Here is a 25,866-nt window from a genome sequence, read left to right on the forward strand (position 1 = left end):
GTAGTCTCATTTTTTATGGGGATGTGATAAACGCTCAAAGGTTACAAGAAAGCAGGGGACGCGGCAATTTCAGCGTGAGGTTCTTCACCCGTAAAGGGTGAAGAGGATTTCCGGTTAATACTATTTTTTAAACAGTTCAGGTGCCCACGGCGTCGGGTCTACCTCCATAAAGGGTGCACGCTCAAAGCGGGACTTCAGCGCCCAGGGCACCGTACAGTCGAAAATCGTTTTGCAGGTGATCCCGTTGCCACGAATGGAGGGACTGTAGTCCGGCGCCTGAGACGGATCGAGCTGGTGACCGCGGATCCCCGGCAGATGGGTGATACTGACATCGCCCTGCATACGGGTCGTCATCGCCCACAAAATGTCGTCGCTGTCGAAAATATCCACGTCTTCGTCGACGAGAATAATATTTTTAAGCTCGGAATAGGTGGCTAACGCGATGAGGGCCGCCTGACCCTGACGCCCTTCGTCAGAAGGCTGGCGTTTTTTAACCTGCAATACCCCAAGGAATTTGCCCCCGCCAGCGGTATGCGCATAGACGTTTTGCAGGAAACCGGGGATGGCTTCTTCCACCGCATTCCGGATGCTGGCCTCCGTTGGCAAACCGGCCAGCGTGGTGTGCTCTTCGCCCGGTCCTACCAGGGTTTGCAGGATCGCCTGATGACGCATCGTGACGGCCTTCACTTTGATTACCGGTAAGGAGGGGTTAGCCTCCCCGCAGTAGCCGGGAAATTCCGGCATCGCGTGCCCGGTGTGGGTATGCTGATCTTCTTCTACGCGCACGCCCGGCAGCAGTTCGCCTTCGATGATTATTTCCGCACGCGCAATCGCTTTTTCCTGTACGGCCACACCCTGCACCAGCTCGACGGGGGCCTGACGTAACGCGCCGGCGACACCCAGCTCGTTGTAGCCGAAGGGCGTGGTAGGGGCTTCGAAACAGGCGCCAATATAGATAGCGGGATCGAGACCCATATTGATCGTGACCGGCAAGGGTTTGCCCGCCTCTTCGGCTTTCTTACGGAACACTTCAATATGGCGGCCCGCGGCAAGGAACATGGAGAGCTCATCGCGCTCCTGAACGCAAAGACGGTGAATAGTGACATCGGTCAGCGAGGCGTCTTCCGGATCGCTTGCCAGCACCAGCCCCAGACAGAAGAACGGACCGGCATCTATCGGCGTGTTGGTCGGTGCCGGAAGCAATTTACGCAGATCGAAGTCCGGATCGTCGGCATAAAACACCTGCTCCTGACACGGCGCCTGGGCCGCCGGGACCACAACGGGAGCAATCGGGTTTTTCACCGCCTGGCCGACATGTTTTGCCAGTTCAGAGGGCTCGCAGCCCAACAGGAGCGCCGCCCGCTCGCGGCTGGCGTGCATACCGACCAGAATACGGGAGTCGGGATACCCCTTAATAGCGTTAAACATCATGGCCGGGCCGATGCGCGTCGGACGTTTTACCGTGCCGCCAGCACCAATATGCCGGTACACACCCGCCAGCTCCGCGTCAGGATCGACCGGATGGTTGGTTTCAAGGTATTGACCTTCATGGCGTTTGAGCAGTTCGATAGCACTTCTGAGATCGTTGATGTGGTTTTCCATATTTTCCCCCTCGGATGATTGCATCCATTCTTAACCGGACGAAGAAGGCTATCAATTGCATCATTTATGCTATTTTAATATGAATTTTATTATCAATAATGAAGGCACAGTATGCAGTTTCGACTGATGCGCAATTTTATCGTGGTGGCGGAAGAGCTTCACATGCATCGTGCGGCGGAGCGCCTTAACATGGCGCAACCGGCACTAAGCCAGCAAATCAAAACGCTTGAAGATCGTCTGGGGGTAGTGCTCTTTAGCCGGGCGAATCGTCGCCTGACGCTGACGCCAGCCGGTGAGGCGTTTCTCAGTAAAGCCAGAGTGGCGATTTTTATGACCGATCAGGCGATTCTGGATGCCAGACAGACGGCCAGAGGGGAACAGGGCGTGCTGAATCTCGGATGCGTTTCAAGCGCGATATTCGACAGTAAGCTGCCCGACGCGCTGCGGCTTTTACATGAGAAATGGCCAGCCATCAGCCTTTCCATGATGACGGGAAACGTGCAAACCCTTTATACCGGCGTGCAAAGCAACCAGCTGGATGTGGCCATTATTCGTGCCCCGTTACCGCTGCTGCCTGACGATCTTCAAAGTCGTCCTTTCACAACGGAAAAAGCCGTGCTGGCCTTACCTCGTCAACACAGTCTGGCGGGCTCCGCCGCGCTGACGCTTGCGTCGGTGAAAGAGGAGAAGTGGATCGCCCTGCGCGACCCGGAGGGGATGGGGCTGGAGCAATATTTCTATGATGCCTGCCACAGCGCGGGCATACAGCCTGACGTTGTGCAAAATGCCACCGATGTCCCCACGGTGATAAGCCTTGTCTCGGCAGGGTTTGGCATCGCCATGCTGCCAGCTTCAGCGAAGGCGATATGCGTAGAAAACGTCGTCTTTGTGGATATTCTTGACCGACTCCGGGAGAGCGAGCTGACGCTGGTTTGCCACCGGATTATTCGCTCTGAGGTCCTGAAAAAATTGCTGAGTATCCTCGATCATACCTGACGTCCGGCGGCCTGAAGAAGCTGTTCTCGCAGCCAGCGATTAGCCGGATCCTGACTGTTTTTCGGGTGCCAGTACATACCGATGACGATCGGCGGGAGATCCAGCGGTGGCGGAAAAATATCAAGCGTTTGCGTAAAGCGTAGCAACATGCGTCTGGGTAGGGTGCAGAGCAAATCGGTACCGGCAACAATCGCAGGCGCCATCGCATAGCTTTGCGTCGACATCACCACGTTACGCTGGTGGCCAAGCCCCGCCAGATGCTGATCGACAAAGCCCGCGAACGGGTCGCCCTCGGATGAAACCACCAGGTGTGAAAGACTACAATAGCTTTCCAGATCCACCGGCCCCGTACCGCGCGGATGGCCTTTCCGCTGGGCTGTGGCATATTCATCGTCAAACAGTTTGCGTCTGACCCATGCATCGTGCGCCCCCGCGTTAACGCCGATATAAATATCCACATCGCCATTTTCCATCTGCGCTGACAGCAGCTGGGTTTCCGGGAGCGCAAAACGCAGGCGGATACCTGGTGCCGCACTGCTAATCTGATTCTGCAACTCTGCCCCCAGCATTAGCGCCGGGTTTTCGTGCAGGGCAATAACAAAGGTGCGGTTGCTGTTCTGCGCGTTGAACGTGGTGGGTTCAAGCATCGCCGCTATGCCCTGCAAAACCGTCGCGACCTGCGGCCTTAACGCTTCGGCGCGCGGCGTCGGTAACACCCCACGTCCGTGTGGCGAAGGGACAAACAGCGGCTCACCAAACAACACGCGCAGGCGTGCCAGGCGGGCAGACATTGCTGGCTGGCTGATGCCCAGCCGCGCGGCCGCATGGGTGATATTCTGGTCCCTGAGTAACGCATCCAGCGTCAGGATCAGGTCCATATCCATATCGGAGGGGGACATCTTATTTTGCGTCACGGTTGGTATAGGTCACCGGGACCCACGCGTAGCCTTCCCGCTCACCTTTCGTCACATAGACGATCCCGGGGAAAGGCAGATGTGGCGCCGCAATCAGATCTTTGTTTTTCACAAACTCAGCGAAAGCTGCGTTGCGCACCCGGGCGGCGCCGTCCTGATCCTCATCGTAAGCAATCGTCACGTTGGGCTGCGGGAACTGAACTGCGGCGACGTGGATGATGTCGCCGACAAAGGTAATTTTTTCACCTTTGCTCTCCAGCGTGTAAAACGCGGAACCTGGGGTGTGGCCCGGGTGAACCGTACCGCTGATGCCCGGCAGAAGCTGTTCGGTGCCTGAGAAAGTCTTCACTTTTCCGGCATCCAGATAAGGCTTTAATGTCTTGTGCGCGACATCGAAGTAGTTCTGGTCATAGCCCGATTTTTTCTGGTTCTCGACGTTAAAGAAGAAATCGATATCCGGTTTGCCGACATAGACCTGCGCGTGGGTAAACACGCGCTGACCGTCTTTGACCAGACCACCGGCGTGATCGGAGTGCGCATGGGTGATTAGAACATCGGTAATATCTTCGGGTTTGATGCCCTGGGTCGCCAGGCTTTCAATTAGCCGCCCGCCTTTGCCGGGGCCAAAGAGCTGACCGGAACCGGTATCCACCAGGATTTTGTGACCGGGCAAGGCGATATAAAACGCGTTAATCGATGCTTCCACCGGATTGGCCTGGAAGTTTTTGGCCAGTAACGCATCGGTATTTTCCGCCGTCGTCCGGCGCAGTAAGGCGTGCAGATCCTGCGGCACGCTGCCGTCCGTAAAGGCGGTGATAATCGTGTCGCCAACCTGAACGCTGTAGCCGCCAGCCTGCTGTTTCACCACATGCTGCGGAACGCTGGCCACCGCGTGGATCGCTGGAAAGAATAAAACTGAACCGGTCAACAGGGTTGATATCGCAAGTTTTTTCACAGTAAACATGATGGGCTCCTTAATAGTAAGTTCATCATAGTTCAACTGCGATTTTTGAGAACAGCAGGGGAGTGAATGTGACCTATCCATGAAATGGATAGGTCTGAGAGGATGCTTTACAGCACGCCGGTACCGCCGTCAGAACACCACACTTGCCCGGAAGCGTATGAGCAGGAATCGGAGGCAAACAGCACATACAGCGGTGCGATTTCAACCGGCTGACCCGGTCTCCCCAGGGGCGTATCTTCCCCGAACTTCTGAACTTTGGACTGCGGCTGACCGCCGCTGGACTGAAGAGGCGTCCAGTATGGACCTGGCGCGACGGCATTTACCCGAATACCACGCGGTCCCAGCTGCTGGGCCAGAGACTTGGTAAAGGCCACGTTACAGGCTTTGGTCTGCGCATAGTCCACCAGGATCGCGCTCGGTTTAAACGCCTGAACGGAAGTGGTGTTGATGATCACGGCACCTTCCTGCAAATGGCGCAGCGCAGCTTTGGTGATCCAGAAGGGGGCATAGACGTTGGTCTTAAACGTCGCGTCAAAATCTGCCGTGGTGAGATCGTCGATAGATTCACAGTACTGCTGGCGTCCGGCGTTATTCACCAGGATATCCAGGCCGCCCAGTTCGGCAACGGCTTTTTCCACCAGCGTGTCGCAGAAGGACTCCACGCGAATGTCGCCGGGAATGGCGACCGCTTTACGGCCTTCGGCCTGAATCAGCGCAATGACCGATGCCGCATCGGACTCCTCTTCCGGCAGATAGCCAATAGCGACATCTGCACCTTCACGGGCATAGGCGATGGCTACCGCGCGACCAATGCCGGAATCACCGCCGGTAATCAGCGCTTTTTTTCCTGCCAGTTTTCCTGACCCGATATAACTTGTTTCACCATGATCCGGTATTGGCTTCATTTCCGATGCCAGCCCGGGAGCCCTTTGCGGTTGTTCTGCAAACGGTGGACGAGGGTAATGCAGCGTGTGATTATTTCCTGTAGACATACCGGCCTCCTTAATAGTGAATTCCAAGATTAGTCGTTAATTAAACGTAAGCGGGCAAAATTGACAAATTCAGACAAATCTATATTCCAGTGGCGGATATAAAATATTTTCTCAAGCCAGCATGTAATACCAGAAAAGGGCGACCTCATCTTTTTCCGGCAGGGCGTTGTAAAGGTAACGATCGTAACCGCCCAGAATAAACCCATAGTGACGATAGAAAAGGCAGGCAGAAACATTAACGTTCTGCGTCTCCAGCCGTAAGCCGGGCGCATTGAGGCTTCGCGCCCAGACGTGGGTGGCAGACATCAGCTTGTGCGCCGCGCCCGTTCGGCGTTTTGAACGCTCCACGGCAATGTAATCCACCGAAATAAATTTATTCCAGTTGCAGGACGCGGTAATAAAACCGGCGATTTCACCGTCATCCGTTTCGGCGATAAGAAATATTGAATCGGGATTAACGCAATGATTTTCCAGCGTCTGGAGATCCAGTTCATAGGTTTTATGATAAGGATCGGTTAGCGCCTCGATATGCAAATCACCATTGAGAAAAGGTTCTCTGGCAATCTCATCGACCGTAAAAGAAAAATCACAACATTCAAGACGGGCGAGGTCGGTGCTTAATCCTTTTCGAATATGCATAGTATTCCTTAAGTGGGAGTTATAAATAGATAATAGACGAAGCGGCATACCCTGCTGGCATAACACTCTGTTCATCCTGGTCTAAGCTTGTATTTCGTTCCGCGTAAAATGTGGTCATTCGAGGACAATGAATGGAATTCAGAACATGTCGCAGGCACTGGGGTGCTGAGTTTATTTCCGATGACGTTGTACGTTTTCGCGTCTGGGCAGAAGGGCAGAAAGATCTCACGTTGCGTTTAACCGACACCGACATTCCGATGGCGGCGGTGGGCGACGGCTGGTTTCAGGTTGACGTGCCCGGCGTCAGACACGGTACGCCGTATCAGTTTGTTTTACAGGATGGAATGGCGGTGCCGGATCCGGCCTCCCGCGCGCAACAGGCTGACGTCAACGGCCCGTCGGTGGTAATCGACCCGCGTCACAACCTGCCCGCACAGCGGGAATGGCAAGGGCGGCCATGGGAAGAGACGGTGATCTACGAGATGCATATCGGCACCTTCACCGGGGAAGGAACCTTCAGGGCGGCCATCGATAAATTGCCTTATCTGGCCGAACTGGGTATTACGCAACTGGAAGTGATGCCCGTGTCCCAGTTCGGGGGCGCGCGCGGATGGGGGTATGATGGCGTACTGCTGTATGCCCCGCACTCAGCTTATGGCACACCGGATGATTTTCATGCCTTCATCGATGCCGCCCACGCGCTCGGGCTTTCCGTGGTGCTGGATATTGTACTCAACCACTTTGGCCCGGAAGGGAACTACCTGCCGTTGCTCTCGCCGGCGTTTTTCCATCAGGATCGTATGACCCCGTGGGGCAACGGTATAGCCTATGAGGTTGAAGCCGTCCGGCAATACATCGCTGAGGCGCCGTTATTCTGGCTCTCGGAGTATCATCTTGACGGTCTGCGCTTCGACGCCATCGACCAGATCCATGACAACGCTGAGACCCATATTCTTCCCGAGATAGCGCAACGGATCCGCGACGCCTTTCCGGATCGGCATATCCATCTGACAACCGAAGACAGTCGCAACGTGATTTTCCTGCATCCGCGCGATGAGCATGGTCAGACGCCGCTTTTCACCGCCGAATGGAATGATGATTTTCACAACGCCGCGCATGTCTTCGCGACCGGGGAATCACACGCCTATTATCAGGATTTTGCCTTTGAGCCGGAGAAAAAGCTGGCGCGGGCGCTGGCAGAGGGCTTTGTCTACCAAGGGGAAATCTCGCTTCAGACCGGGAAATCGCGCGGGGTAGAGTGTCGCGAGCAACCACCGCAGTTTTTTGTCGATTTTATTCAGAATCACGACCAGGTCGGCAACCGTGCCCAGGGGGAGAGGCTTATCTCTCTGGCTGGGGCGGAGAAAACGCGCGTGCTATTCGTGGCGCTGCTCCTGTCGCCACATATCCCGCTGCTGTTTATGGGTGAGGAGTATGGCGAAACGCATCCGTTCCTCTTTTTCACCGACTTCCACGGCGACCTGGCGAAAGCCGTGCGGGAGGGGCGCGCGAAAGAGTTTACCGGCCATGCCGGGCACGATGAAACCGTACCGGATCCCAATGACGTAAATACCTTTATGCGGTCGAAGCTTGACTGGAACAAGGCAGACACGGAGGAAGGCAGGGCGTGGCTGCACGTTACGCGCGAACTGATTGCGCTGCGTCAACGCTTTATCGTCCCGTTACTGAAACAGCGGGGCGCCGTGGAGGGTAACGTCCTGCAAACGGCGCTCGGCATGGTTGCCGTGAGCTGGCGTTTTCCGTCCGGTACGCTGTCGCTGGCGCTGAATATCGGCAAAAAGCCCCTCGCCTTAGCGGACCTGCCCGGAAAAACGATCTTTAGCTGGCCGGAGGCAGTCGAAAACCTGCCGCCGAACAGCATTGTTGTTCGCTTTGCTGATGGAGAAGCAGCGCTATGATCCCTTCCTCTACTTACCGAATTCAGTTTCGCAACGGCATGACCTTCGATCGCGTGGTGGACCTGATTCCGTATATGAAAGACCTCGGAATTAGCCATCTTTACGCGTCGCCTGTTTTCACCGCAACCACGGATTCCACCCACGGCTATGACGTGACCGACCCCAACGAAATCGACCCGGCGATTGGCGGGCGGGAAGGGTTTGACCGCATGGCGGCAGCGCTGAAACAGGCGGGGATGGGGCTGATTCTGGATATCGTTCCTAACCATATGGCGACCTCGCTGGAAAACCGCTGGTGGCGCGATGTTATCGAGCACGGTCGGCAGAGCCGCTATGCGGCATATTTTGATATCGACTGGTCCCGACCCCTGACGTTGCCGTTTCTTGGCGACACCTTTGAAGCCGAGCTGGAGCGGGGGGCTATCACCCTAAAACGTGACAGTGTCACCGACAACGCGGCGTTGGTTTACTATGATACCGCCTATCCGCTTAATCCCGGCACGTATGCCGAAGGCAAGAGCATCGCTGAGATCCACGAGGCGCAAAGCTGGCGGCTGATGTCCTGGCGGGAAGCGCCGAAACAGCTTTCATGGCGGCGCTTTTTTGAAATCACCGGGTTGGTCGGCGTGCGGGTAGAGGATGATGCGGTATTCGCAGACACGCACCGCCTGATCCTTGAGCTTGTCCACGCCGGGGTTGTCGACGGCCTGCGCATTGACCATGTGGACGGGCTTGCCGATCCGCTGGGCTATTTGCAGCGACTGCGTGCGGCGACCGGACCGGATTGCTACATCACGGTGGAAAAAATCCTCGCCAAAGGGGAACAGCTTCCTCCGGAGTGGCCCATCTCAGGTACTACGGGCTATGAGTTTATCGCCTCCCTGGCGGAAGTGCTGGTGGATGATACCAACCTCTCGCGGCTGGAGACGCTCTACGACGAGACGCTGGGTACGACCGTTGACAGGCAGGCGGAACTTCGCAACGCCAAAGGGCTGATGACCGATCGTAATTTTGAAGGTGAATTTACCACGCTGCTCAAAATAGCCAGTGAGCTGGCCGGGCATAACGGTGCCGAAGTGGAGCATGAGGATATCCGCCATGCCCTGCGCGAGCTGCTTATCGCGTTTCCGGTGTATCGCACCTACGGCACCGCTGAGGGGCTGACGTCACCGGATGTGGCGCTGCTCAGCCGCGTGGTCGCCAGCGTCAACACCTCTGAACCCGCTCTGAGTCTGATTGTGCGTATTCTTACCGGCGATCTGCCGGCGCATGACCACGCACTGGCCTCGCTTTTCCGCACCCGTTTTCAGCAGCTGACCGGGCCGCTGATGGCGAAATCGGTAGAGGATACGCTGTTCTTCCGCCATAACCTGGAGCTGGCCCTGAACGAAGTCGGCGCCGACCCGACGCCGCGCGCGTTTTCACTTTCCCGTTTTCATCAGGAGATGCGCATTCGACTTGCCCGCCAGCCCGATGCGCTGCTGGGAACCTCCACCCACGACACCAAACGCGGCGAGGATGCACGAGCTCGTCTGTATACGCTGACGGAAGCGCCAGATCTGTGGGGAGAAAATCTGGCGCGCTGGCGGCAGATGAACCAGACACAAGTCCGATTCCTCAACGATGGCACCGCGCCGAACGCCGCCGACACCTGGATGATCTTCCAGGCGCTGGCGGGCGTCTGGCCAGCAACCCTGTCGCCTGAGGATCGTGATGGCCTTAAGTCACTGGAAGAGCGTTTCCTCGGCTTTATCGAGAAAGCCCTGCGCGAGGCCAAGCAGCGTACCGACTGGATCGACAGCAACGAAGGTTACGAGAGCGTGGTCCTGGACTACGTGCGCCATCTGCTTTCCCCGGATAACACCCTGTTCCTGCGTGATTTCAGTGCCGCACTCCAGCCGTTTATTCGGGCTGGGTTAATGAACAGCCTGAGCCAGACGGTGATCAAACTGACTGCGCCTGGCGTACCGGACATCTACCAGGGCAGCGAGGGGCTTAACTTCAGCCTCGTCGACCCGGATAACCGCCGCGAACCGGATTTCGCCGCACTGGCGGAAAACCTCAGCGTAGCGGATGGCACCGTTTTTAACGATGCGCAACGCTGGCGAGACGGCAGCGTGAAGCAGTACGTCACCGCCACGCTGTTACGGCTTCGGCCACATTACCCCGCGCTTTTCCGCTACGGCGACTGGCTGCCGCTGAAGGTAACCGGCGAGCGGGAGGAGAATCTGATCGTTTATGCCCGCATTAAAGATGACGAGGCGCTGATCGTCGCCGTGCCGCGCCTGGTGTTTGACGTCACCGATAATGCGATGCTGTGGGCCAATACTACCGTGGCCATACCCCAGGCGCTGGCCGGGAAGCACTACCGGGATCTGTTTACCGGTGAGCGTCGCCTTCTGCCAGAGACGCTGGATTTAACGTCTGAAAAGGGATGTTTGTTGGTTCTGCTTACCTGCGAATAATCGAGGAGAACAAAAATGCCAAAGGATACAACGTTTGAAATTCGGGCCGGTCATGGCCAGCAGTTGGGCGCAAATTATGACGGGAAAGGGGTGAACTTCGCCCTGTTTTCCGCCCACGCTGAGCGGGTGGAGTTGTGTCTGTTTGATCCTTCGGGAAAAACAGAAATCGCCCGTCTGGAACTGCCGGAATATACCCATGAGGTCTGGCACGGCTATGTGCCGGACCTGAAACCGGGGGCGCTGTATGGCTACCGCGTTTACGGCCCCTACGATCCGGAGAACGGTCACCGCTTCAACCCCAATAAGCTGCTTATTGACCCCTATGCCCGTGAACTGGTAGGTGAAATTGAGTGGAACGATGCCCACTTCGGCTATGAGCTGGGACACGACGAGCTGGATCTCAGTTTTGACACGCGAGACAGCGCGCCGTTTACGCCCAAATGTAAGGTCATCGACCCCAATGCCGTTGACTGGCAGGACTCACGCCGGCCCGATATCCCGTGGCCGCATACCGTGGTCTATGAAAGCCACGTAAAAGGCTTTACCCAGCTTAACCCGGCTATTCCGCCTGAACTGCGCGGTACGTTTGAGGGGATGGGGCATAAAGCCTCGGTGGAGTACATCAAAAGCCTCGGCATTACCTCGGTCGAGCTGCTACCGGTTCACTGGTTCCCGGACGATCAGCACCTGCTCGATCGCGGCCTGAAAAACTTCTGGGGCTATAACTCGCTCGGTTTCTTTGCGCCAGCGTCCCGCTATTACGGCCCGGCGGGGATCCAGGGTTTCCGCGACATGGTGCGTGCTTATCATGACGCGGGCATCGAGGTGATCCTCGACGTGGTCTATAACCACACGGCGGAGGGCAACGAGCTGGGGCCAACCCTGTCGTTTAAGGGGATTGATAACTTCTGCTATTACCGCACCATGCCGGATCAGCACCGGTATTACATTAATGACACTGGCACCGGGAACACCGTAAACACCTCGCACCCGCGCGTGTTGCAGATGGTCATGGACTCCCTGCGTTACTGGGCGGAATCGATGCAGATTGACGGTTTCCGCTTTGACCTCGGAACCATTCTCGGACGCGAGCCGGAGGGATTTGACCCGCGCGGCGGCTTCTTTGATGCCGTGACCCAGGATCCGGTGCTGTCGAAGCTGAAGCTTATCGGTGAACCGTGGGATATCGGCCCAGGGGGATATCAGGTGGGGGGCTTCCCGCCAGGCTGGGGCGAGTGGAACGATAAATACCGCGACACGGTACGTGAATACTGGAAGGGAGATAACGTTTCTAACGATTTTGCCGCCCGTCTGTTAGGGTCCGGTGATTTGTACGATCTGCGCGGACGTCGTCCGTGGGCCAGCGTCAATTTTATCACCGCGCATGACGGCTTTACGCTGAACGACCTGGTATCTTACAACGAGAAGCATAACGCCGATAACGGGGAAGATAATAACGACGGACATAACGATAACCGGTCGTATAACTACGGTGAAGAAGGGCCGACGGAGAACCCCGATATCATCGCCACCCGCGAGCGGCAAAAGCGCAACTTCCTCACCACGCTCTTCTTCTCCCACGGCACGCCGATGCTGCTGGCAGGTGATGAGTTTGGCCGGACGCAAAAGGGCAATAATAACGGCTATTGCCAGGACAGCGAGATCTCCTGGATAAACTGGGAAGGACTCTCTGATAACGACGAGAAGCTGCGCGACTTTACCCGTCGGTTGATTGCTCTGCGCGCTGAGCAGCCGCTGCTGCGCCGTGAAAACTGGCGCGACGGGCTTGAGATCCGCTGGTTTAACGCCGGTGGCGGACCGCAGCAGTCGGAACAGTGGGACGAGGGTTCCACTCTTGGTCTTGCCATCAGCCGTCCTGATCTTGAGCAGGAAGAGGGCATCTGGCACGACGTGCTGATGCTGTTTAACCCGTTTGAAGGCACGGTGCCATTCCAGATCCCGCAGTTTGGCGAAGGGGGCTGGGTGCTGGAGCTTTCGACGGCGGATGATGCCCCCACAGGGGAAATCATCACGGAATCCGTCGATTATGAACTGGCCGGGCGGAGCATAACGCTTTTCCGCCGTCCTTAAAGCGAGGCCGCCGCGCGTGCGGCGGTATCATACAGGGAGGAGATCGCGCGGAGTAATTGCGCGGTCTCGCCAATCGACGCGCCCGGAATGCCGCTTTCCGCATGAATGTTGATCAGGCAGGCTTCCCGTACCTCCCGGTACTTCATGCACAGCGCTTTGCCTTCCTCCGTCGTCGAGAAAAAGAGTTCTTTCCCCGCTTTTTCACTGGTGACGTAACCCGCCTTTACCAGCTTTTTCAGCGCATACGTCACCACGTGGGTATCTTCCACGTTCAGCACAAAGCAGATGTCGGCCAGCTTTTTCTTGCGGTTGCGGTGGTTTACGTGGTGCAGAAGCGAGACGTCGAAAGCGCCCATATCCGGTTCACCTGCTGCGGTCATGCAGCGCACCATCCATTTGTTAAACGCATTGCTGGTCATGATCAACGCGTATTCCAGCTCCGACAGTTCGGCACACCGCTCTGAGACGAGATGGCGGGAGGAGACGATACGCCCGTCCGCAATGTCGTCGTGGTTTAACGCTGTTTTCGTTTTCTTTGTCGTCATACCGATCCTTTCTCCAGAATGTAAACCCGTCGATAAAATAAGAACATTTTATTGATAAATTGTTTACATGTTTTTGACGTTCAGATATAGCTTTTTAGTGCAGGTTCTGTGGAGCCTCACGCAACACACAACATCGCGCGCCGTAATGCACCGGCTTCGCTCTGCTGCGAAGTATAAAAAATAGCCGTCGGCGCGCAACGCTCACTTTGGATAGGGTAACGTTTATGGACAGTTCTACACTGTTGCCACTTATCGGGATTCCGGTGGTGGTTATTGGTTTTGCACTGCGTTTCAACCCGCTGCTGGTTGTCGTGGTGGCGGGGCTGGCAACGGGCCTGCTGGTTGGCATGGATTTCGGTATGCTGCTGGAAACCTTTGGCGAAAAGTTCGTGAATAGCCGATCGCTCGCCACTTTCATTCTGATCCTGCCGGTGATTGGCCTGCTGGAGTATTACGGGCTGAAAGAGCGCGCCCAGGCCTGGGTCGCGAAGATCGCCAGCGCCACCTCGGCGCGTATCCTGATGCTCTACTTTGTTGCCCGCGAAGGGACGGCTGCGCTGGGCCTGATGTCGCTTGGCGGCCACGCACAAACGGTGCGTCCTCTGCTGGCGCCGATGGCCGAAGGGGCGGCCCTGAATGAATACGGCGAACTGCCGCAGACTATCCGCGACAAAATCAAAGCCCATGCCGCCGCGTGTGACAATATCGCGGTTTTCTTTGGGGAAGATATCTTTATCGCCTTTGGCGCGGTACTGCTGATTGATGCGTTCCTGAAAGAGAACGGGATCGAGGGGATCGAACCGCTGCATATCGGCCTGTGGGCCATTCCGACCGCTATTGCGGCACTGATCATCCATATGACGCGTCTGCTGCGCCTCGACGCCAGCATTCGTCGCGACGTGATGGCCTGGAGAGCAGAGCAGGGTACGCAGGAGATCGCACCATGATGACCTTTATCACCATTAACCGCGTGTACTACCTGATCGGCTTTGTCGTGATGCTGCTGGTTGTGATGACCCTTCGCGATCGCGCTAACCCGAAACGCTATACCACCGCGCTGTTCTGGTTTCTGTTTGGCGGGATCTTCCTGTTTGGCGATCTGATGGTGCAGGAGCTGGGTAAGTCGCTGGCGTATCGCATTATTGGCGGCGCCGTTATCGTGATTGCGCTACTGGCCGGTTTCGGGCTGGTCGGGAAGGGGCATTATAAAATGTCCACCGAGGAGGAGCGGGTTGCCTCATCACACCGGCTGAAAAACTGGCTATTCTTGCCCGCGCTGATGATCCCGGTGGTGACGGTCATCGGGACGCTGTTTCTGAAAGGCGTGTCGATTGGCGGTGTCTATCTGCTCGACCAGAAGCAGCTTACGCTGGCGGCGCTGTGCGTGGCCTGTGTGGCAGCTATCCTCACCGGCTGGTGGCTGACAAAAGGTACGCCGCTGCATGCGGTTCGTCAGTCGCGTCGGCTGGTCGATACCATTGGCTGGGCGGTGATCCTGCCGCAGATGCTCGCCATGCTCGGCGGGGTGTTTGTGGTGGCGAATACCGGCGAATCGGTACAAAAGGTGGTCAGCCTGTTTGTGAACCCGGACAGCCGCTTCATGCTGGTGGTCATTTATTGCGTGGGGATGGCGCTGTTTACCATGATTATGGGCAACGCCTTCGCTGCCTTCCCGGTGTTAAGCGCCGGTATCGCTCTGCCATTCCTGATTAACGTCCATCACGGTAACCCGGCACCATTGCTGGCTATCGGCATGTACGCAGGCTATTGCGGCACGCTGATGACCCCGATGGCCGCCAACTTCAACATCGTGCCCGCCGCGCTGCTGGAGCTAAAAGACAAATATCAGGTTATCAAGATCCAGATCCCGACCGCGTTAACCTTGCTGGTGGTGAACGTGTTCTTAATGTATTTCCTCGTGTTTCGCTAAGGAGCTGCAATGGAATTAACGCAACATCAGGCTGACGCCTTCGCCAGAATGCCGTTGACCTATTTACGTCAGGAATATCCGAACCACATTATGCATCTGCTCAACGATGACGGCGACGTTCTGCCGCCTCGCGAGCTGCACCCGATCTTTTACGGCTGTTTTGACTGGCACTCTGCGGTGCACGGCTACTGGCTGCTGCTGCGCTGCCTGCGTCTCTGGCCCAAACTGCCGTGTCGGGAAGAGATCATCACTCTCTTCGAAGAACACCTGACCGACGAGAAGGTGGCGAAGGAGTTGGCCTATTTTACCGCGCCGTTCCGCGCGTCGTTTGAGCGACCTTATGGCTACGGCTGGCTGCTGGCGCTGGCCCAGGAGCTGAAACAATCGTCACTGCCGCAGGCGGAGCGCTGGTACCAGACGCTGCAACCGTTAACGCGGGATATTCGCCAGCGGCTGGTGGATTACCTCAGCAAGCTTACCTATCCGATCCGCGTTGGGACGCACTACAACACGGCGTTTGCGCTCGCGCTGGGGCTGGATTATGCCCGGGCGGTGAACGATGACACGCTTGAGCGCGCCATCCTGGACGCGGCAACGCGGTTTTACCTCGCGGACACGCATTATCCTGCGCATTATGAGCCGGGTGGCGACGAGTATATCTCCGGAGCGCTGACCGAGGCCATGCTGATGAGTAAGGTGGTGGAGGATTTCCCGGCCTGGTTCGATGCGTTTCTGCCTGAAGTGGGCGCCGTTTCTGCGCTCATGAACCCGGCTGAGGTGAGCGATCGCACCGACCCGAAAATCGCGCATCTGGACGGTCTCAACCTCAGCCGTGCCTGGTGTATGAAGCACATTGCCCGCGCCCTGCCGGAAAATCATCACGCCCGGAAGCCATTACGCGATGCCGTTGCGCGCCATCTCTCGGCAAGCGTGGAGCATGTTGTCGGCAGTCACTACAGCGGCGGGCACTGGCTGGCGAGTTTTGCGCTGCTGGCACTGGAGTAGCGCTTAGTTGTATATCAGACTAAATGTTGCCAGGCTGTCTGCCAGCCCCGCGGTGGCCTGGGTTTCGGTGCGCACATATTGTGCGTCGTAATCCAGGGAAAACGCGGTCTGCCGGGCAGCGTTGGCAAAAGGTTCGACACCGGTGCTGTTGAGAGGAACGGTTGTCCCTCTGGCGGCACCGTAGTTATCGCCATACAGAATGCGGATCCCCACGCCGGTAGCGGCGCTCTCCTGTTGACTTAGCGCCAGCACATCGTGATTCCGCGCGTCTTTTTCAGTCGGACCAAAGAACCCGATCTTCACCGCTGCCGTTTGGGATGCGTCACAGACCAGAGGGATGATGAAGCGGTGTTTATCCCCATCCATTCCTTTGTTGAGATCGCTTACGCTACTTTGTCCCATATTGACGGTGATGTTGTTATCCGAGATATAACAGCTCGATTTATGCACTTTCAGGTCGGCGGCAGCGACTTCCACCGTCACGCCAGCTTCAGATATCACCGCGCCGTTAGCATCCTCCAGAATCAGCGTTCCTGCGCGAATTTGCCCGCTGTTCGGCTGTTCATAGACAATCTCCTGCGCGGTTTTATAAAACACGACGAAGAACTGGGTCGCCATTTGCGAGGGATCGTTTGTGCTGCAAATCGCAACGCTGTCATCCCCCGAGGCGATGTAATGCACGGGTTCAGCTGCACAGTGCGTGGTTTCGCGAATGCCCACCGCAAACCCGACGCCGGGAATATCTGGCACGTCATAAACGGAGGCCGGGGCGCCCGTACCGTTCGGCGCCACGCCGCTGACGGGCGCTACGGTTAAGGCGTTATTGGCCACAAAGCGCATCGTTACCGGGCCGGTTCCCTCAGGACAGTTATAAAACGAGCGGTTTTCCTGGCCCAGGATAGCGCCTGAAAGCATCGACCCCGGAGGGATCGAGGGGTTATCAGTGATCGAGTAGTTTTGAAAGTTAATGACCGCATCGCCCATGGTCGGCGGGCAGGTCTGAGACGCCCTTGCCGTAGCGTGAATCAGCAAAAAAGCGAGCATCAGGAGATTGATTAAACGGTTGATATTGTTCACAGATATCTCAGTAAGTTATTGGCACTGAAGCTTCAGAAGCGTGACCGGAGTGCGGCCAGCGGTATCCGGAAGGCGTAATGGGGCGCTACAGCGCATATCCTGGCCTTTCTGCCGCCAGCTGGCATGCAAGGTCCCGCGTAGCGGCACGCCGCTGAGATAGACCTGTCCTGCTTCGCCAACGATGCCGACGCTTGATTTCGCAGACGTCCCGTTCGAGACATACGCGCTGGCGCCAAATGGAAGCGGGCGCCCGTGTGCCGTAAGGGTGATGAGCGTTCTGATGCCCACGTGGGTATGGTAATTCGCCAGGACGACCGCGCCGCTGGTCGGCACAATCGTTCTGCTGTTCTGGTCCAGATCGACATTTTCTGCCAGCGTTTCGGTATCCAGCGAAATGGTGTTTTTGTGATACGCCGATAAGGTTGGCATCACGGCATAACCTCGGGAGTCGGTGTGAACATTGGTCGCTCCTTCAACCTGAACGTCCGACGCCTCGTCAGCGCGGAGCAGCGCCAGGGTATCCCCAAGGCTTTGGCTCAACGTCACCCCATACTGTGTTGCCACAATGCCGCCTGCCGCGCCGTAGTTCACGCGGTTGCTATAGCGATCGTGGCTGTACCCGAGACTGGCGCTGCCATAACCGCCGTGATAAGCCAGCGCAAGGTTGCTGTTCGCGGTATTGGCCTGGTTGTCGAAGCCCTGCTGGAGGTTATAGTTCAGGCGATCGTGGGCCAGGGCCGTACCATACAGCGAAACCTGCCGGGTAGTATGGCCATCAAGGTTATTGTTGAGGCTGTAGCTGGTTGTTGCGCCGGGTAACCAGCGGCTGAGTGGGACGCTGATGCTAAGGTTTATCGCCCGTTCGTTGTCGCTATCATCAGCGCTTGAGCGGGTGAGATAATACCCAACACTCAACGACACCCCTTTGTAGTTTGCGTAATAGCCAAGATGGACGGTTTGATCGACCGCCGAGGCGTTCCAGTAATCCTGACGGTAAAAGGATGCGCTGATATTGCCCAGCGCACCGAGATCCTGCGTCAAACTGAACTGTGTGCGGTTACGCCGGTTATGTACGTGCTGGTCTGGGTCGCTGTCATCATTTGCTTCACTGAAACTGTAAAAGTCATGCGTCGTGTAATGGCTGGTCGAAAGGGTGAGCGACGTGTTCGTCTCAGCGAGATTTTTTTGGTACTGAGCGCGTATTTGCTGCCCGAGGGCCAGCCTGTCATCACTGAGGTGTGCTTTCGCCGCAACGGTGTCCACACCCAGTGCCCCAAACCGGCCAAAATCTTTACCTAATCCCAGCGCGAGAGCCTGATAGTGGCCGGAAAGCTCCGCTCCGCCGTACAGCGTCAGGCTTGAAGACAATCCGTAAAAGGCGGAGGCCTGAACAAACGGCGGGGTGTCGCCCTCGGCGTCAGGGCTGTTATACCGTCCGGTGCTGGCGCTGAATTTCAGTCGTTTCTCCCGTAGCATAAAGGCCACCGAGGAGTAGGGTTGGGTGAACGTGCGTTCGCTGCCATCACTTTCATGGACCGTGATCTCAAGATCGCCGCTTTGCGAAGTGGGGAAGAGATCGCTAATAACAAATGCGCCAGGCGCAACATAGGTTTCATAGATGGTGTAACCGTGCTGGCGAACGCTGACGCGGGCATTGCTGTGAGCGACCCCGCGGATCGTGGGCGCGAAACCGCGCTGGCTGTCCGGCAGCATATTCTCATCCGAGGCAAGCTGAAGCCCCGTAAACTGAAAACTGTCAAAAACCTCGCCAGACGTGTAGGCATTCCCTATTGTTAACGCGCTCTTCAGCGGCGTAATGGCCCGCTGGAGGGATGTTCCCTGAGACTGCCAGTGATGGGTATTACCATATTCAAACGTGGCGTAATTGCGTAAACGCCACGCACCCAGGTTGATACCGGATCGCAGGCTCAGATAGCTGCTGTTGTCATGAATATTGTCGATGTTGGTTGTCGAGCCCGTAAGATTGTAATCGACAAAAGCAGCGGGGATGCCGTCGTCCCACTGTTCGGGAGGAATATAATCGGCACTTTTTTGCAACATGGCTGCCTGCGGAATGCTTAAAACCAGTTGATGATGGGTGAAGTCAAAATGCGTCGACGCATCGGGAATATATTTGCCGATGTCCGTAAATGTCTCCTCGTCATGCAGCGCATCGAACGAAGAGAAGGCCGCGATGTTTACCCCAAGTCTCTTGAGGTACGCCAGGTTGAGGACTGGTGAGAGCGTTCCCCCGGTATCAACGAATGCAATTTCGCGCTCATCCCGCTGCGTCTGGTTAACAACAACCGCGACACGATAACGTCCCGGCTGCTGACCGCCTTGTCGGGAAAAATAGCTTAAGTCGCTAGCCTGCTGCTGATCTGCGGTGATCTCCAGCGCCTGAGGATCGAAGTACTCATCGGCCTGTGCCCGGCGCACATGAATGCCAGACGTGACCGCACCGGCAAGCATCGCGAGCGTATAAATGCGGGGTAAATTGCGTGGGCCGAGAGAATGCATGTGCGGTCGTTGGCTACATTCGCCAAAGGCGTGTTGTCACAGCGTCAGGATTGCGTGGCGACTCTCGTCAGCCCGCCGTAATCGTTGATCGCCTGCCAGCGAATGGTCCCCGAGCAGGGAATGTGCCATTGACGATCGGAGAAGGGGTCAATCATTCCCGGCATTTCAACGTCGGTGTTCCCAACGCTGACCTTGTAAAACGATACAAACCAGGGCGAGGGGTTGTGTGCGCTAAGCGTATTATTACGACAGGTAAATTTTAATTTTTTGTAGGCAAGTTCGGCATTGCCTTTCAACCCTGCGGGACGGAAAAATAACTTGAATTTTGACTTCACGTTAATCTGCAATTTGTTGCTGTTTGCTTTTTTGCTCGGGGCAATATTTTTGATGTTAAGCCAAAAAACAGATTCCCGGTCAGTGGGTAATGGCGTTCCAAGATAATTGATGCGCAGCGAGTTTTTCTGTTCCGCATCTAAACGAAATAACGTAGGCGTCACGATAAAGGGCGGAGCGGTTTTATTCTTACTGTCAATATTTTCAATCCACGACTGAATAAGATAAGGGGTTTCTTTTTCCATATTGGTAATGGAAAATGCCACTTCTCTTTGCCCCTCAAGGTAAACAACACGCGTACCGCCCATCACAACCCCCGCGTGTGCTGACAGACTCATGCCGAGCGAATAAAAGAACAGGGCCGCGGTGAGTTTCTTCATTTTCAGATCCCCGTAGAGGAAAAAGATAAGCAGAGAAAGCTCTGCTTATCATCAGTCGATCAGTTATAAACCATCAGGAAATTGGCATCTGCGTCGGCTTCTCCGGTGCTGACGACATCGGTGGTGGCATTATAATTGGCGTAGAAATTGAGTGTTTTTGAATCTTCCCCTTCGGCAAGGTCGATACTCTGAGAAATATCACCAATTTTAATCTGCGTGTTACGGTCGCTTTCATAGAGTTTAACGGCAACGCCAGTCGCCGTATTGCCATCGCTGTCCACAGAGGAATTTAAACCCAGCAGGGTATTATCATTCGCATCTTTGTTACCATCAAACAACACGGCAACGGTTTTAACGGAATCCGGGCAACCTTCAACTGAGATCTGGAAAGGCGTGCGCGTGGTCTCTTTTTGGGTGGCAAAGTAGCTTGCAGCCCAGGTGCCTAATTCAACGGTTTGCCCTGCTGAGTCGGTGGAGATATTACAGGATGCATCGGTAATCTTACCGGTAAAATGGACTACGCCGCCCGTGCCCTGAGTCCCCGCATCGTTCTCTGGGTTGGTATTAATATTATTGTCGCTGTCACCAGAAGGAAGGCCCGCCAGCGCACTGCCACTTGCCATCATCAGGCCACAAAGGGTTAACGCGATCATGTTTTTTTTGTTGATCATGCCTATTGTTCTCATTCGCTCAAATATGTCAGTCTGGATATGCTGCTAGCAACACTGCCGGTGGCGTTATTGCTCAGAAAAAACAGCGCGAATGCTAACAAAATGCCAATCCAGGCCATAACAAAAGGTTGTCTAAAATTAAATTACTTTATTTTACGAAACTCCGTAACTTTCTTGTAACCTTACTTCGGGTTTGCTGATGTCGTTTATTGATGTTGCGAATCTAATTCCTGCCTGAGGGTTTATATTTGCCTTGTCACAAACGGTGCATTATTCATTGTGAGCTCAGTGGAGCTACTTTGTTATTGTCTCGTCCTGGCAGGAATAAAAATGAAGATATTTATTATTTCTATTGGGATATCAACGAATGAAACTGACTAAAATTGGTGCGACGCTTATTCTGACTTTCTGTGGCGCGAGCGCGGCGACGGCTTCTAACACTATCACATTTAATGGAACGGTGCTCGATCAGGGTTGTGATATTGCCGTTGATGGCGGCACGGCAAATGCGACCGTTGATCTGGGCTCAACGGCGGCAACCGACCTCGCTACAAAAGGCGACCTTGGCGCGCCAAAACAGTTTGTGTTCGACCTGAATAACTGCCCAACCAGCACGACTGCAAATATTGTCTTCTCAGGCCCTGTTGATGCTGTTGCAGCCGATCCATCCTATTTTGCAAACACTGCTACGCTGGGTGCGGCAACCAACGTGGCCGTTCAGCTCAAGCAGGGCGGCTCAAATGGTACCATCGTCAAAAATAATGCAGATAACGATCCTATTACTTTCACCGATGGCACAGCGAGTCAAACCTATACCGCGCAGATGATTGCCACCGGGCAGGCCGTTGCCGGCGATGTTAACGCTGTTATTACCTACAACGTCCGTTATAACTGATTCCGCAGGAGGGGAAACCCTCCTTTTTAGTTTGTGAGTGCATTATGAAACCCATCGCCGCTGTTATTTTTTGCGTGGCCAGCGCCGCCAGCCTGAACGCGTCCGCCAGTATTGTTACCGGGAGTACGCGGGTTATTTTTGACGGCTCCCGCCAGGCCGCCTCTTTGTCCGTTGAAAACTCTGACAAGGTTACTAACCTGGTACAGTCGTGGATTAGCCCGGCTAAAGGCAGCCCGTTAAAAAAAGAAAATATGATTATTACGCCACCGCTATTCCGTCTGGAAGCCGGGAAAAAAGCGTCAATTCGTATTGTGCGTTCAGGTTTACCTGTTCCGGAAGATCGTGAATCGCTGTTATGGCTGAACGTGAAAGGGATCCCCGCTACCGACGGTAGTGAAGGTAAAAATACGATGCAAATTGCCATCAACTCAAAGATTAAGCTGATCTACCGTCCGGCAGCATTACAGGGGCAGACGCCAGAATCCAGTGCGGAAAAGCTTAAGTGGAACCTGACCGCGAAGGGTTTACAGGTCAATAATCCGACACCTTTTTATATGAACTTCTCACGAATTGAAATTAATCACCAGGCGTTAAGCGGACAGTATTTTGTCGCGCCATTCTCCACGTTGAGTATTTCTGAAGGTGTTATGTCACCTCACGGCAAAGTAACCTGGTCGCTTATTAATGATTATGGCGTGAAAGGCCCGGACAAAGTCACCTCATATTAATCGACACCGTAAGTCTCCCGCACGGATACAGGGTTACAATGGAAAAAGTGAAACAAACCTACGTCCTTTCTTTAGGGCTCGGGCTCAGTGTTGTCTTTAGTTCTTTCAGCGCACGTGCGCAGGAACATTTCAACCCTCATCTTTTGGAAACAGACAGCGCAGAAGTGCCAGCAATGGATCTCAGTCTGTTTGCCAAAGATGAGGTGCCGCCCGGGGACTATAACGTCGACATTTTTATCAACGGCAATCTGGTAGACAGTAAAACCCTCTCTTTTCGACGGTTGAAAAGTGCCCCTACGTCAGACCGCACAGGGGCATGCTTAAACGTCACTCAGCTGAAAGCCTGGAACGTTCGTGTCGATAACTATTTTGGCGAACAGGAAAAAGCCAGCGAATGTGTGGATCTGTTTACCATCCCCGGCGCGGACGAAAAAATCGATCTGGCGCAGCAGCGTTTCGACCTGATCCTGCCGCAGGTTGCTTTGTTTAACACCGCAAGGGGTTATGTTTCACCGGAGCGCTGGGATGAAGGGATCACGGCGGGTTTACTTAATTACAGCGTCTCAGGTCAACAGGATCTGCATCAACGCAACGGCACCGACAGCAGTAATCAGTTTCTTAGCCTGCAACCGGGGCTGAACGTAGGCGCCTGGCGCTTTCGCAACTATTCCACCTATACCCATTCCGAATCCGAAAATGACTGGGATTCCGTGTATACCTACGCCTCACGGGATATTAAATCTCTTAAAAGCCAGCTGGTGCTGGGACAAGGAACCACGCGCGGCGGCATTTTTGATAGCGTCGGTTTCACCGGGGTGCAGATGTACTCGGATAACGATATGAAGCCGGACAGCATGCAAGGCTTCGCCCCTGTAATACGCGGTATAGCCCGCAGCAATGCCGAAGTGACGGTATACCAGAACGGTCACAGCATTTATAAGGCTACCGTGCCGCCGGGACCGTTTGAATTCAGCGATATGTATCCGACCGGCAGCTCCGGCGATCTGCAGGTGGTGATCAAAGAGTCCGACGGTACGCAAAGTAGCTTTATTGTGCCTTACGCCACGCTGCCGGTATTGCAACGTGAAGGTCAGGTGCAGTATGGCCTGGTGGCGGGCAAAACCCGTCAGGACGGGTCGGGTTCACGTGCAGAGGATTTTAACTTTATTCAGGGATCAGCGGCCTGGGGCGTCGGAAAAGGGATCACGCTTTACGGCGGCTATATTCAGGCGGAAGACAATTATTCCAACCTGATTGCCGGAACCGGTTTTAATATGGGCAGCGCCGGAGCGCTCTCATTTGATATTTCCCAGTCGTGGGCGGATATCCCGCAGCCGGACAACATGCGACAACAGGAACACCATAGCGGCCAGTCGTATCGCGTGCGCTACAGTAAGACGCTTCAGCAGACCAACACCGATATTGCCGTCGCCGGTTATAAATTTTCAACCCGGGGTTATCTTTCGTTTCAGGACTTCCTCAATGACTGGGATCCGGGCAATAGCACTATTGATAATGGCCGGGAGCGAAACCGTTTTGATGTGACAATCTCACAGACGTTGCCTTTCGGCACCCTGTCACTGAGCATGTACGACGCCTCTTACTGGAACAGTGAACATGCGGACTCCATGAACCTGGGCTTCAGCAGCACGCTTGGACCGGTGTCGTACTCGCTGAACTATGCCCACTCTAAAAACGTCAATGGCGGTTACAATAACGATTCCGATAACTACGACGACGATAACGTCTTCTCGCTTAACCTGAGCGTACCGTTCAGCGCCTTCAGCCACAGTGAAGCGGCCCGGTCTGTTTCGGCTAACTATTCGATGAACAGTAGTAAAAACGGCGATACCACGCACAACATCGGAATTTCCGGTACCGCGATGCAGGAAAACCAGCTGAACTGGCAGGTTTCAGAAGGCTATAACGCCGATTCTGAAGCTACTAACGGCAATGTCACTGTGGGTTATCAAAGTACTTATGCCGATATGTCCGCAGGCTATAGCTACGACGATTACAGCCGACGAGTGAATTACAGCCTGCGCGGGGGCATGGTGCTGCATCGCGACGGTATCACCCTGGCGCGTCAGCTGAACGATAGCGTAGCGCTGGTTGAAACACCGGGTGTTTCCGGTATGCCGATCAACGGGCAGACGAACGTTCATACCGATTATTTCGGTAACGCCATTGTGCCGTACGTTCGTCCGTATCACAGCAACTCGATCTCACTCAACACAGTGGATGCCAGCGATACTTCTGCGGCCATTGATAACATCGCCAAAACCGTGGTGCCGACCAAAGGGGCGGTAGTACGCGTGAAGTACAACACCTGGATTGGACAAAAGGCGATGATGACGCTGACCTACAACGGTAAACCGGTGCCGTTTGGCGCAGTAGTAACACAAACCAGCGGCGAGTCGGATGACACGCGCAGCAGTATTGTTGGCGACGGCGGGGAAGTGTATCTCGTCGGGCTCGCCGAGAAAGGGCGGTTAATTGTTAAGTGGGGGGAGGCGGCGAACAAGCAGTGCGCCGTTGATTACACACTTGCCGGCGCAAAAACAGAGGCCGATATTTTATTCATCAACGGGGTTTGCCATCCCGTATCGGGAGCAAATTAATGTCACGCTTCATTTTTCTCCGTTCCGGCCTTAAATCGCTCATCGGCCCGGGAATGGTATTCATGCTGAGCGTGTCCCCGGCAATGGCGTACACCGATCGCAATGATATTGAGTTCCATGTCACCGGAAACATTATTGATGGCTCATGTAACGTCACCAAACCGGAGGCAGTCGACCTCGGGAAATATTACTGGAAAGACTTTGCCGTAGCGGGGGGGAACACAGGAAATGTGCCAGTGACCATCGCGTTTGACAGCTGCACCGCAGGGTTAAGCCAGGCAACGGTTACCTTTACAGGCGCACCTTACGCTGAAGATCCGGCTTATGCTTCTGTCATTTACGCCAATCAGGTAGCGGCAGATGCAGGCGGCGCGACCGATGTCGGCCTTCAGTTGTTTATCCGTGATCACGAACATCCCATCAGCGGTGTCGCGCTGGCCAACGGCGTGAGCTACCCGGTTGCGCTCGAAAACCAAACCGGCGCGATGACTTTTACTGCCCGAATGTATACCCCACATGGGACCCCAACACCGGGTGCATTCAGCAGTGCGATTACATTGAATGTTGTTTATAACTGAG

Annotated in this window: 21 protein-coding genes; 11 read left to right on the forward strand and 10 right to left on the reverse strand. The window is 55.1% G+C overall.

Going from position 1 to position 25,866, the window contains the following annotated elements:
• Window positions 1-120: 120 nt before the first annotated feature.
• Complete coding sequence (locus tag ACNQ0T_RS02965; protein WP_063200225.1) at window positions 121-1,602, reverse strand: UbiD family decarboxylase; 1,482 nt, start codon at window positions 1,600-1,602, stop codon at window positions 121-123.
• A 111-nt stretch (window positions 1,603-1,713) separates the two neighbouring features.
• Here ACNQ0T_RS02965 and ACNQ0T_RS02970 point away from each other — a divergent pair, with 111 nt between their 5' ends.
• Window positions 1,714-2,598, forward strand: a complete 885-nt coding sequence (locus ACNQ0T_RS02970) for a LysR substrate-binding domain-containing protein (protein ID WP_154051282.1) — start codon at window positions 1,714-1,716, stop codon at window positions 2,596-2,598.
• On the opposite strand, the gene ACNQ0T_RS02975 is transcribed toward ACNQ0T_RS02970, so the two are convergent.
• The 4 genes from ACNQ0T_RS02975 to ACNQ0T_RS02990 form a co-directional block, all read right to left on the reverse strand.
• Window positions 2,589-3,497: a LysR family transcriptional regulator gene (locus tag ACNQ0T_RS02975; protein WP_045622684.1), complete on the reverse strand. Its 909-nt coding sequence runs from the start codon at window positions 3,495-3,497 to the stop codon at window positions 2,589-2,591. The genes ACNQ0T_RS02970 and ACNQ0T_RS02975 overlap by 10 nt on opposite strands.
• Window position 3,498: 1 nt before the next feature.
• Window positions 3,499-4,476, reverse strand: a complete 978-nt coding sequence (locus ACNQ0T_RS02980) for an MBL fold metallo-hydrolase (RefSeq protein ID WP_417929526.1) — start codon at window positions 4,474-4,476, stop codon at window positions 3,499-3,501.
• Between the two features lie 107 nt (window positions 4,477-4,583).
• Window positions 4,584-5,468, reverse strand: coding sequence for an SDR family oxidoreductase (locus tag ACNQ0T_RS02985; protein ID WP_022648162.1), 885 nt, complete (start codon window positions 5,466-5,468; stop codon window positions 4,584-4,586).
• Window positions 5,469-5,579: 111 nt separating this feature from the next.
• Window positions 5,580-6,107 (reverse strand): GNAT family N-acetyltransferase, encoded by a 528-nt coding sequence (locus ACNQ0T_RS02990; RefSeq protein ID WP_022648161.1) that lies wholly within the window; start codon window positions 6,105-6,107, stop codon window positions 5,580-5,582.
• A gap of 131 nt (window positions 6,108-6,238) precedes the next feature.
• Between ACNQ0T_RS02990 and treZ the strand changes: the two genes are divergently transcribed.
• From treZ to glgX, 3 genes are read left to right on the forward strand one after another with little or no spacing between them, the layout of a single operon-like run.
• Complete coding sequence (gene treZ, locus ACNQ0T_RS02995) at window positions 6,239-8,026, forward strand: malto-oligosyltrehalose trehalohydrolase (protein WP_417929528.1); 1,788 nt, start codon at window positions 6,239-6,241, stop codon at window positions 8,024-8,026.
• Window positions 8,023-10,491 carry a malto-oligosyltrehalose synthase gene (gene treY, locus ACNQ0T_RS03000; RefSeq protein ID WP_417929529.1) on the forward strand — a complete coding sequence of 823 codons (2,469 nt, stop codon included), beginning with the start codon at window positions 8,023-8,025 and terminating at the stop codon, window positions 10,489-10,491. Before treZ ends, treY begins: the two co-directional genes overlap by 4 nt.
• A gap of 15 nt (window positions 10,492-10,506) precedes the next feature.
• Window positions 10,507-12,582: a glycogen debranching protein GlgX gene (glgX, locus tag ACNQ0T_RS03005; RefSeq protein ID WP_417929530.1), complete on the forward strand. Its 2,076-nt coding sequence runs from the start codon at window positions 10,507-10,509 to the stop codon at window positions 12,580-12,582.
• On the opposite strand, the gene ACNQ0T_RS03010 is transcribed toward glgX, so the two are convergent.
• On the reverse strand, window positions 12,579-13,127 hold the full coding sequence (locus tag ACNQ0T_RS03010) for a winged helix DNA-binding protein (RefSeq protein WP_022648157.1): 549 nt from the start codon (window positions 13,125-13,127) through the stop codon (window positions 12,579-12,581). The two genes, glgX and ACNQ0T_RS03010, sit on opposite strands and share 4 nt — an antisense overlap.
• Window positions 13,128-13,351: 224 nt before the next feature.
• Between ACNQ0T_RS03010 and ACNQ0T_RS03015 the strand changes: the two genes are divergently transcribed.
• The 3 genes from ACNQ0T_RS03015 to ACNQ0T_RS03025 are packed head-to-tail and all read left to right on the forward strand — an operon-like array spanning window position 13,352 to window position 16,062.
• Window positions 13,352-14,074: a DUF969 domain-containing protein gene (locus ACNQ0T_RS03015; RefSeq protein WP_022648156.1), complete on the forward strand. Its 723-nt coding sequence runs from the start codon at window positions 13,352-13,354 to the stop codon at window positions 14,072-14,074.
• Entirely contained in the window at window positions 14,071-15,057 is a 987-nt protein-coding gene (locus tag ACNQ0T_RS03020; protein ID WP_038416071.1) for a DUF979 domain-containing protein, read from the forward strand. Before ACNQ0T_RS03015 ends, ACNQ0T_RS03020 begins: the two co-directional genes overlap by 4 nt.
• A 9-nt stretch (window positions 15,058-15,066) precedes the next feature.
• On the forward strand, window positions 15,067-16,062 hold the full coding sequence (locus ACNQ0T_RS03025; protein WP_417929532.1) for a DUF2891 domain-containing protein: 996 nt from the start codon (window positions 15,067-15,069) through the stop codon (window positions 16,060-16,062).
• Window positions 16,063-16,065: 3 nt separating this feature from the next.
• Here the strand turns inward: ACNQ0T_RS03025 and ACNQ0T_RS03030 are convergent, their stop codons facing one another.
• From ACNQ0T_RS03030 to ACNQ0T_RS03045, 4 genes are read right to left on the reverse strand one after another with little or no spacing between them, the layout of a single operon-like run.
• Window positions 16,066-17,139: a fimbrial protein gene (locus ACNQ0T_RS03030; RefSeq protein WP_276349542.1), complete on the reverse strand. Its 1,074-nt coding sequence runs from the start codon at window positions 17,137-17,139 to the stop codon at window positions 16,066-16,068.
• A gap of 15 nt (window positions 17,140-17,154) precedes the next feature.
• Window positions 17,155-19,659 carry a fimbria/pilus outer membrane usher protein gene (locus tag ACNQ0T_RS03035; RefSeq protein WP_417929533.1) on the reverse strand — a complete coding sequence of 835 codons (2,505 nt, stop codon included), beginning with the start codon at window positions 19,657-19,659 and terminating at the stop codon, window positions 17,155-17,157.
• 44 nt (window positions 19,660-19,703) lie between these two features.
• Window positions 19,704-20,372, reverse strand: a complete 669-nt coding sequence (locus ACNQ0T_RS03040; RefSeq protein ID WP_023300135.1) for a molecular chaperone — start codon at window positions 20,370-20,372, stop codon at window positions 19,704-19,706.
• Window positions 20,373-20,431: 59 nt separating this feature from the next.
• Entirely contained in the window at window positions 20,432-21,043 is a 612-nt protein-coding gene (locus tag ACNQ0T_RS03045) for a fimbrial protein (RefSeq protein WP_417929534.1), read from the reverse strand.
• A 367-nt stretch (window positions 21,044-21,410) separates the two neighbouring features.
• On the opposite strand from ACNQ0T_RS03045, the gene ACNQ0T_RS03050 reads away from it, so the two are divergent.
• From ACNQ0T_RS03050 to ACNQ0T_RS03065, 4 genes are read left to right on the forward strand one after another with little or no spacing between them, the layout of a single operon-like run.
• Entirely contained in the window at window positions 21,411-21,938 is a 528-nt protein-coding gene (locus tag ACNQ0T_RS03050; RefSeq protein ID WP_022648149.1) for a fimbrial protein, read from the forward strand.
• A 44-nt stretch (window positions 21,939-21,982) separates the two neighbouring features.
• A complete protein-coding gene (locus ACNQ0T_RS03055; protein ID WP_022648148.1) occupies window positions 21,983-22,666 on the forward strand; it encodes a fimbria/pilus periplasmic chaperone in 684 nt (227 codons plus the stop codon).
• Between the two features lie 38 nt (window positions 22,667-22,704).
• Window positions 22,705-25,287, forward strand: coding sequence for a fimbria/pilus outer membrane usher protein (locus ACNQ0T_RS03060; RefSeq protein WP_417929536.1), 2,583 nt, complete (start codon window positions 22,705-22,707; stop codon window positions 25,285-25,287).
• Window positions 25,287-25,865: a fimbrial protein gene (locus ACNQ0T_RS03065; RefSeq protein WP_063849052.1), complete on the forward strand. Its 579-nt coding sequence runs from the start codon at window positions 25,287-25,289 to the stop codon at window positions 25,863-25,865. The genes ACNQ0T_RS03060 and ACNQ0T_RS03065 overlap by 1 nt, the downstream gene beginning before the upstream one ends.
• The last annotated feature ends 1 nt before the right edge of the window (window position 25,866 follow it).

It is taken from the genome of Enterobacter cloacae complex sp.6700776, from assembly GCF_048284255.1.
Taxonomy (GTDB): Bacteria; Pseudomonadota; Gammaproteobacteria; order Enterobacterales; family Enterobacteriaceae; genus Enterobacter; species Enterobacter intestinihominis.

What these genes read in the sequence shown, in the direction of transcription:
- ACNQ0T_RS02965 (WP_063200225.1), bottom strand. Translation starts at nt 1,602, where the DNA reads ATGGAAAACCACATCAACGATCTCAGAAGTGCTATCGAACTGCTCAAA.
- ACNQ0T_RS02970 (WP_154051282.1), top strand. Translation starts at nt 1,714, where the DNA reads ATGCAGTTTCGACTGATGCGCAATTTTATCGTGGTGGCGGAAGAGCTT.
- ACNQ0T_RS02975 (WP_045622684.1), bottom strand. Translation starts at nt 3,497, where the DNA reads ATGTCCCCCTCCGATATGGATATGGACCTGATCCTGACGCTGGATGCG.
- ACNQ0T_RS02980 (WP_417929526.1), bottom strand. Translation starts at nt 4,476, where the DNA reads ATGTTTACTGTGAAAAAACTTGCGATATCAACCCTGTTGACCGGTTCA.
- ACNQ0T_RS02985 (WP_022648162.1), bottom strand. Translation starts at nt 5,468, where the DNA reads ATGTCTACAGGAAATAATCACACGCTGCATTACCCTCGTCCACCGTTT.
- ACNQ0T_RS02990 (WP_022648161.1), bottom strand. Translation starts at nt 6,107, where the DNA reads ATGCATATTCGAAAAGGATTAAGCACCGACCTCGCCCGTCTTGAATGT.
- treZ (WP_417929528.1), top strand. Translation starts at nt 6,239, where the DNA reads ATGGAATTCAGAACATGTCGCAGGCACTGGGGTGCTGAGTTTATTTCC.
- treY (WP_417929529.1), top strand. Translation starts at nt 8,023, where the DNA reads ATGATCCCTTCCTCTACTTACCGAATTCAGTTTCGCAACGGCATGACC.
- glgX (WP_417929530.1), top strand. Translation starts at nt 10,507, where the DNA reads ATGCCAAAGGATACAACGTTTGAAATTCGGGCCGGTCATGGCCAGCAG.
- ACNQ0T_RS03010 (WP_022648157.1), bottom strand. Translation starts at nt 13,127, where the DNA reads ATGACGACAAAGAAAACGAAAACAGCGTTAAACCACGACGACATTGCG.
- ACNQ0T_RS03015 (WP_022648156.1), top strand. Translation starts at nt 13,352, where the DNA reads ATGGACAGTTCTACACTGTTGCCACTTATCGGGATTCCGGTGGTGGTT.
- ACNQ0T_RS03020 (WP_038416071.1), top strand. Translation starts at nt 14,071, where the DNA reads ATGATGACCTTTATCACCATTAACCGCGTGTACTACCTGATCGGCTTT.
- ACNQ0T_RS03025 (WP_417929532.1), top strand. Translation starts at nt 15,067, where the DNA reads ATGGAATTAACGCAACATCAGGCTGACGCCTTCGCCAGAATGCCGTTG.
- ACNQ0T_RS03035 (WP_417929533.1), bottom strand. Translation starts at nt 19,659, where the DNA reads ATGCATTCTCTCGGCCCACGCAATTTACCCCGCATTTATACGCTCGCG.
- ACNQ0T_RS03040 (WP_023300135.1), bottom strand. Translation starts at nt 20,372, where the DNA reads ATGAAGAAACTCACCGCGGCCCTGTTCTTTTATTCGCTCGGCATGAGT.
- ACNQ0T_RS03045 (WP_417929534.1), bottom strand. Translation starts at nt 21,043, where the DNA reads ATGATCAACAAAAAAAACATGATCGCGTTAACCCTTTGTGGCCTGATG.
- ACNQ0T_RS03050 (WP_022648149.1), top strand. Translation starts at nt 21,411, where the DNA reads ATGAAACTGACTAAAATTGGTGCGACGCTTATTCTGACTTTCTGTGGC.
- ACNQ0T_RS03055 (WP_022648148.1), top strand. Translation starts at nt 21,983, where the DNA reads ATGAAACCCATCGCCGCTGTTATTTTTTGCGTGGCCAGCGCCGCCAGC.
- ACNQ0T_RS03060 (WP_417929536.1), top strand. Translation starts at nt 22,705, where the DNA reads ATGGAAAAAGTGAAACAAACCTACGTCCTTTCTTTAGGGCTCGGGCTC.
- ACNQ0T_RS03065 (WP_063849052.1), top strand. Translation starts at nt 25,287, where the DNA reads ATGTCACGCTTCATTTTTCTCCGTTCCGGCCTTAAATCGCTCATCGGC.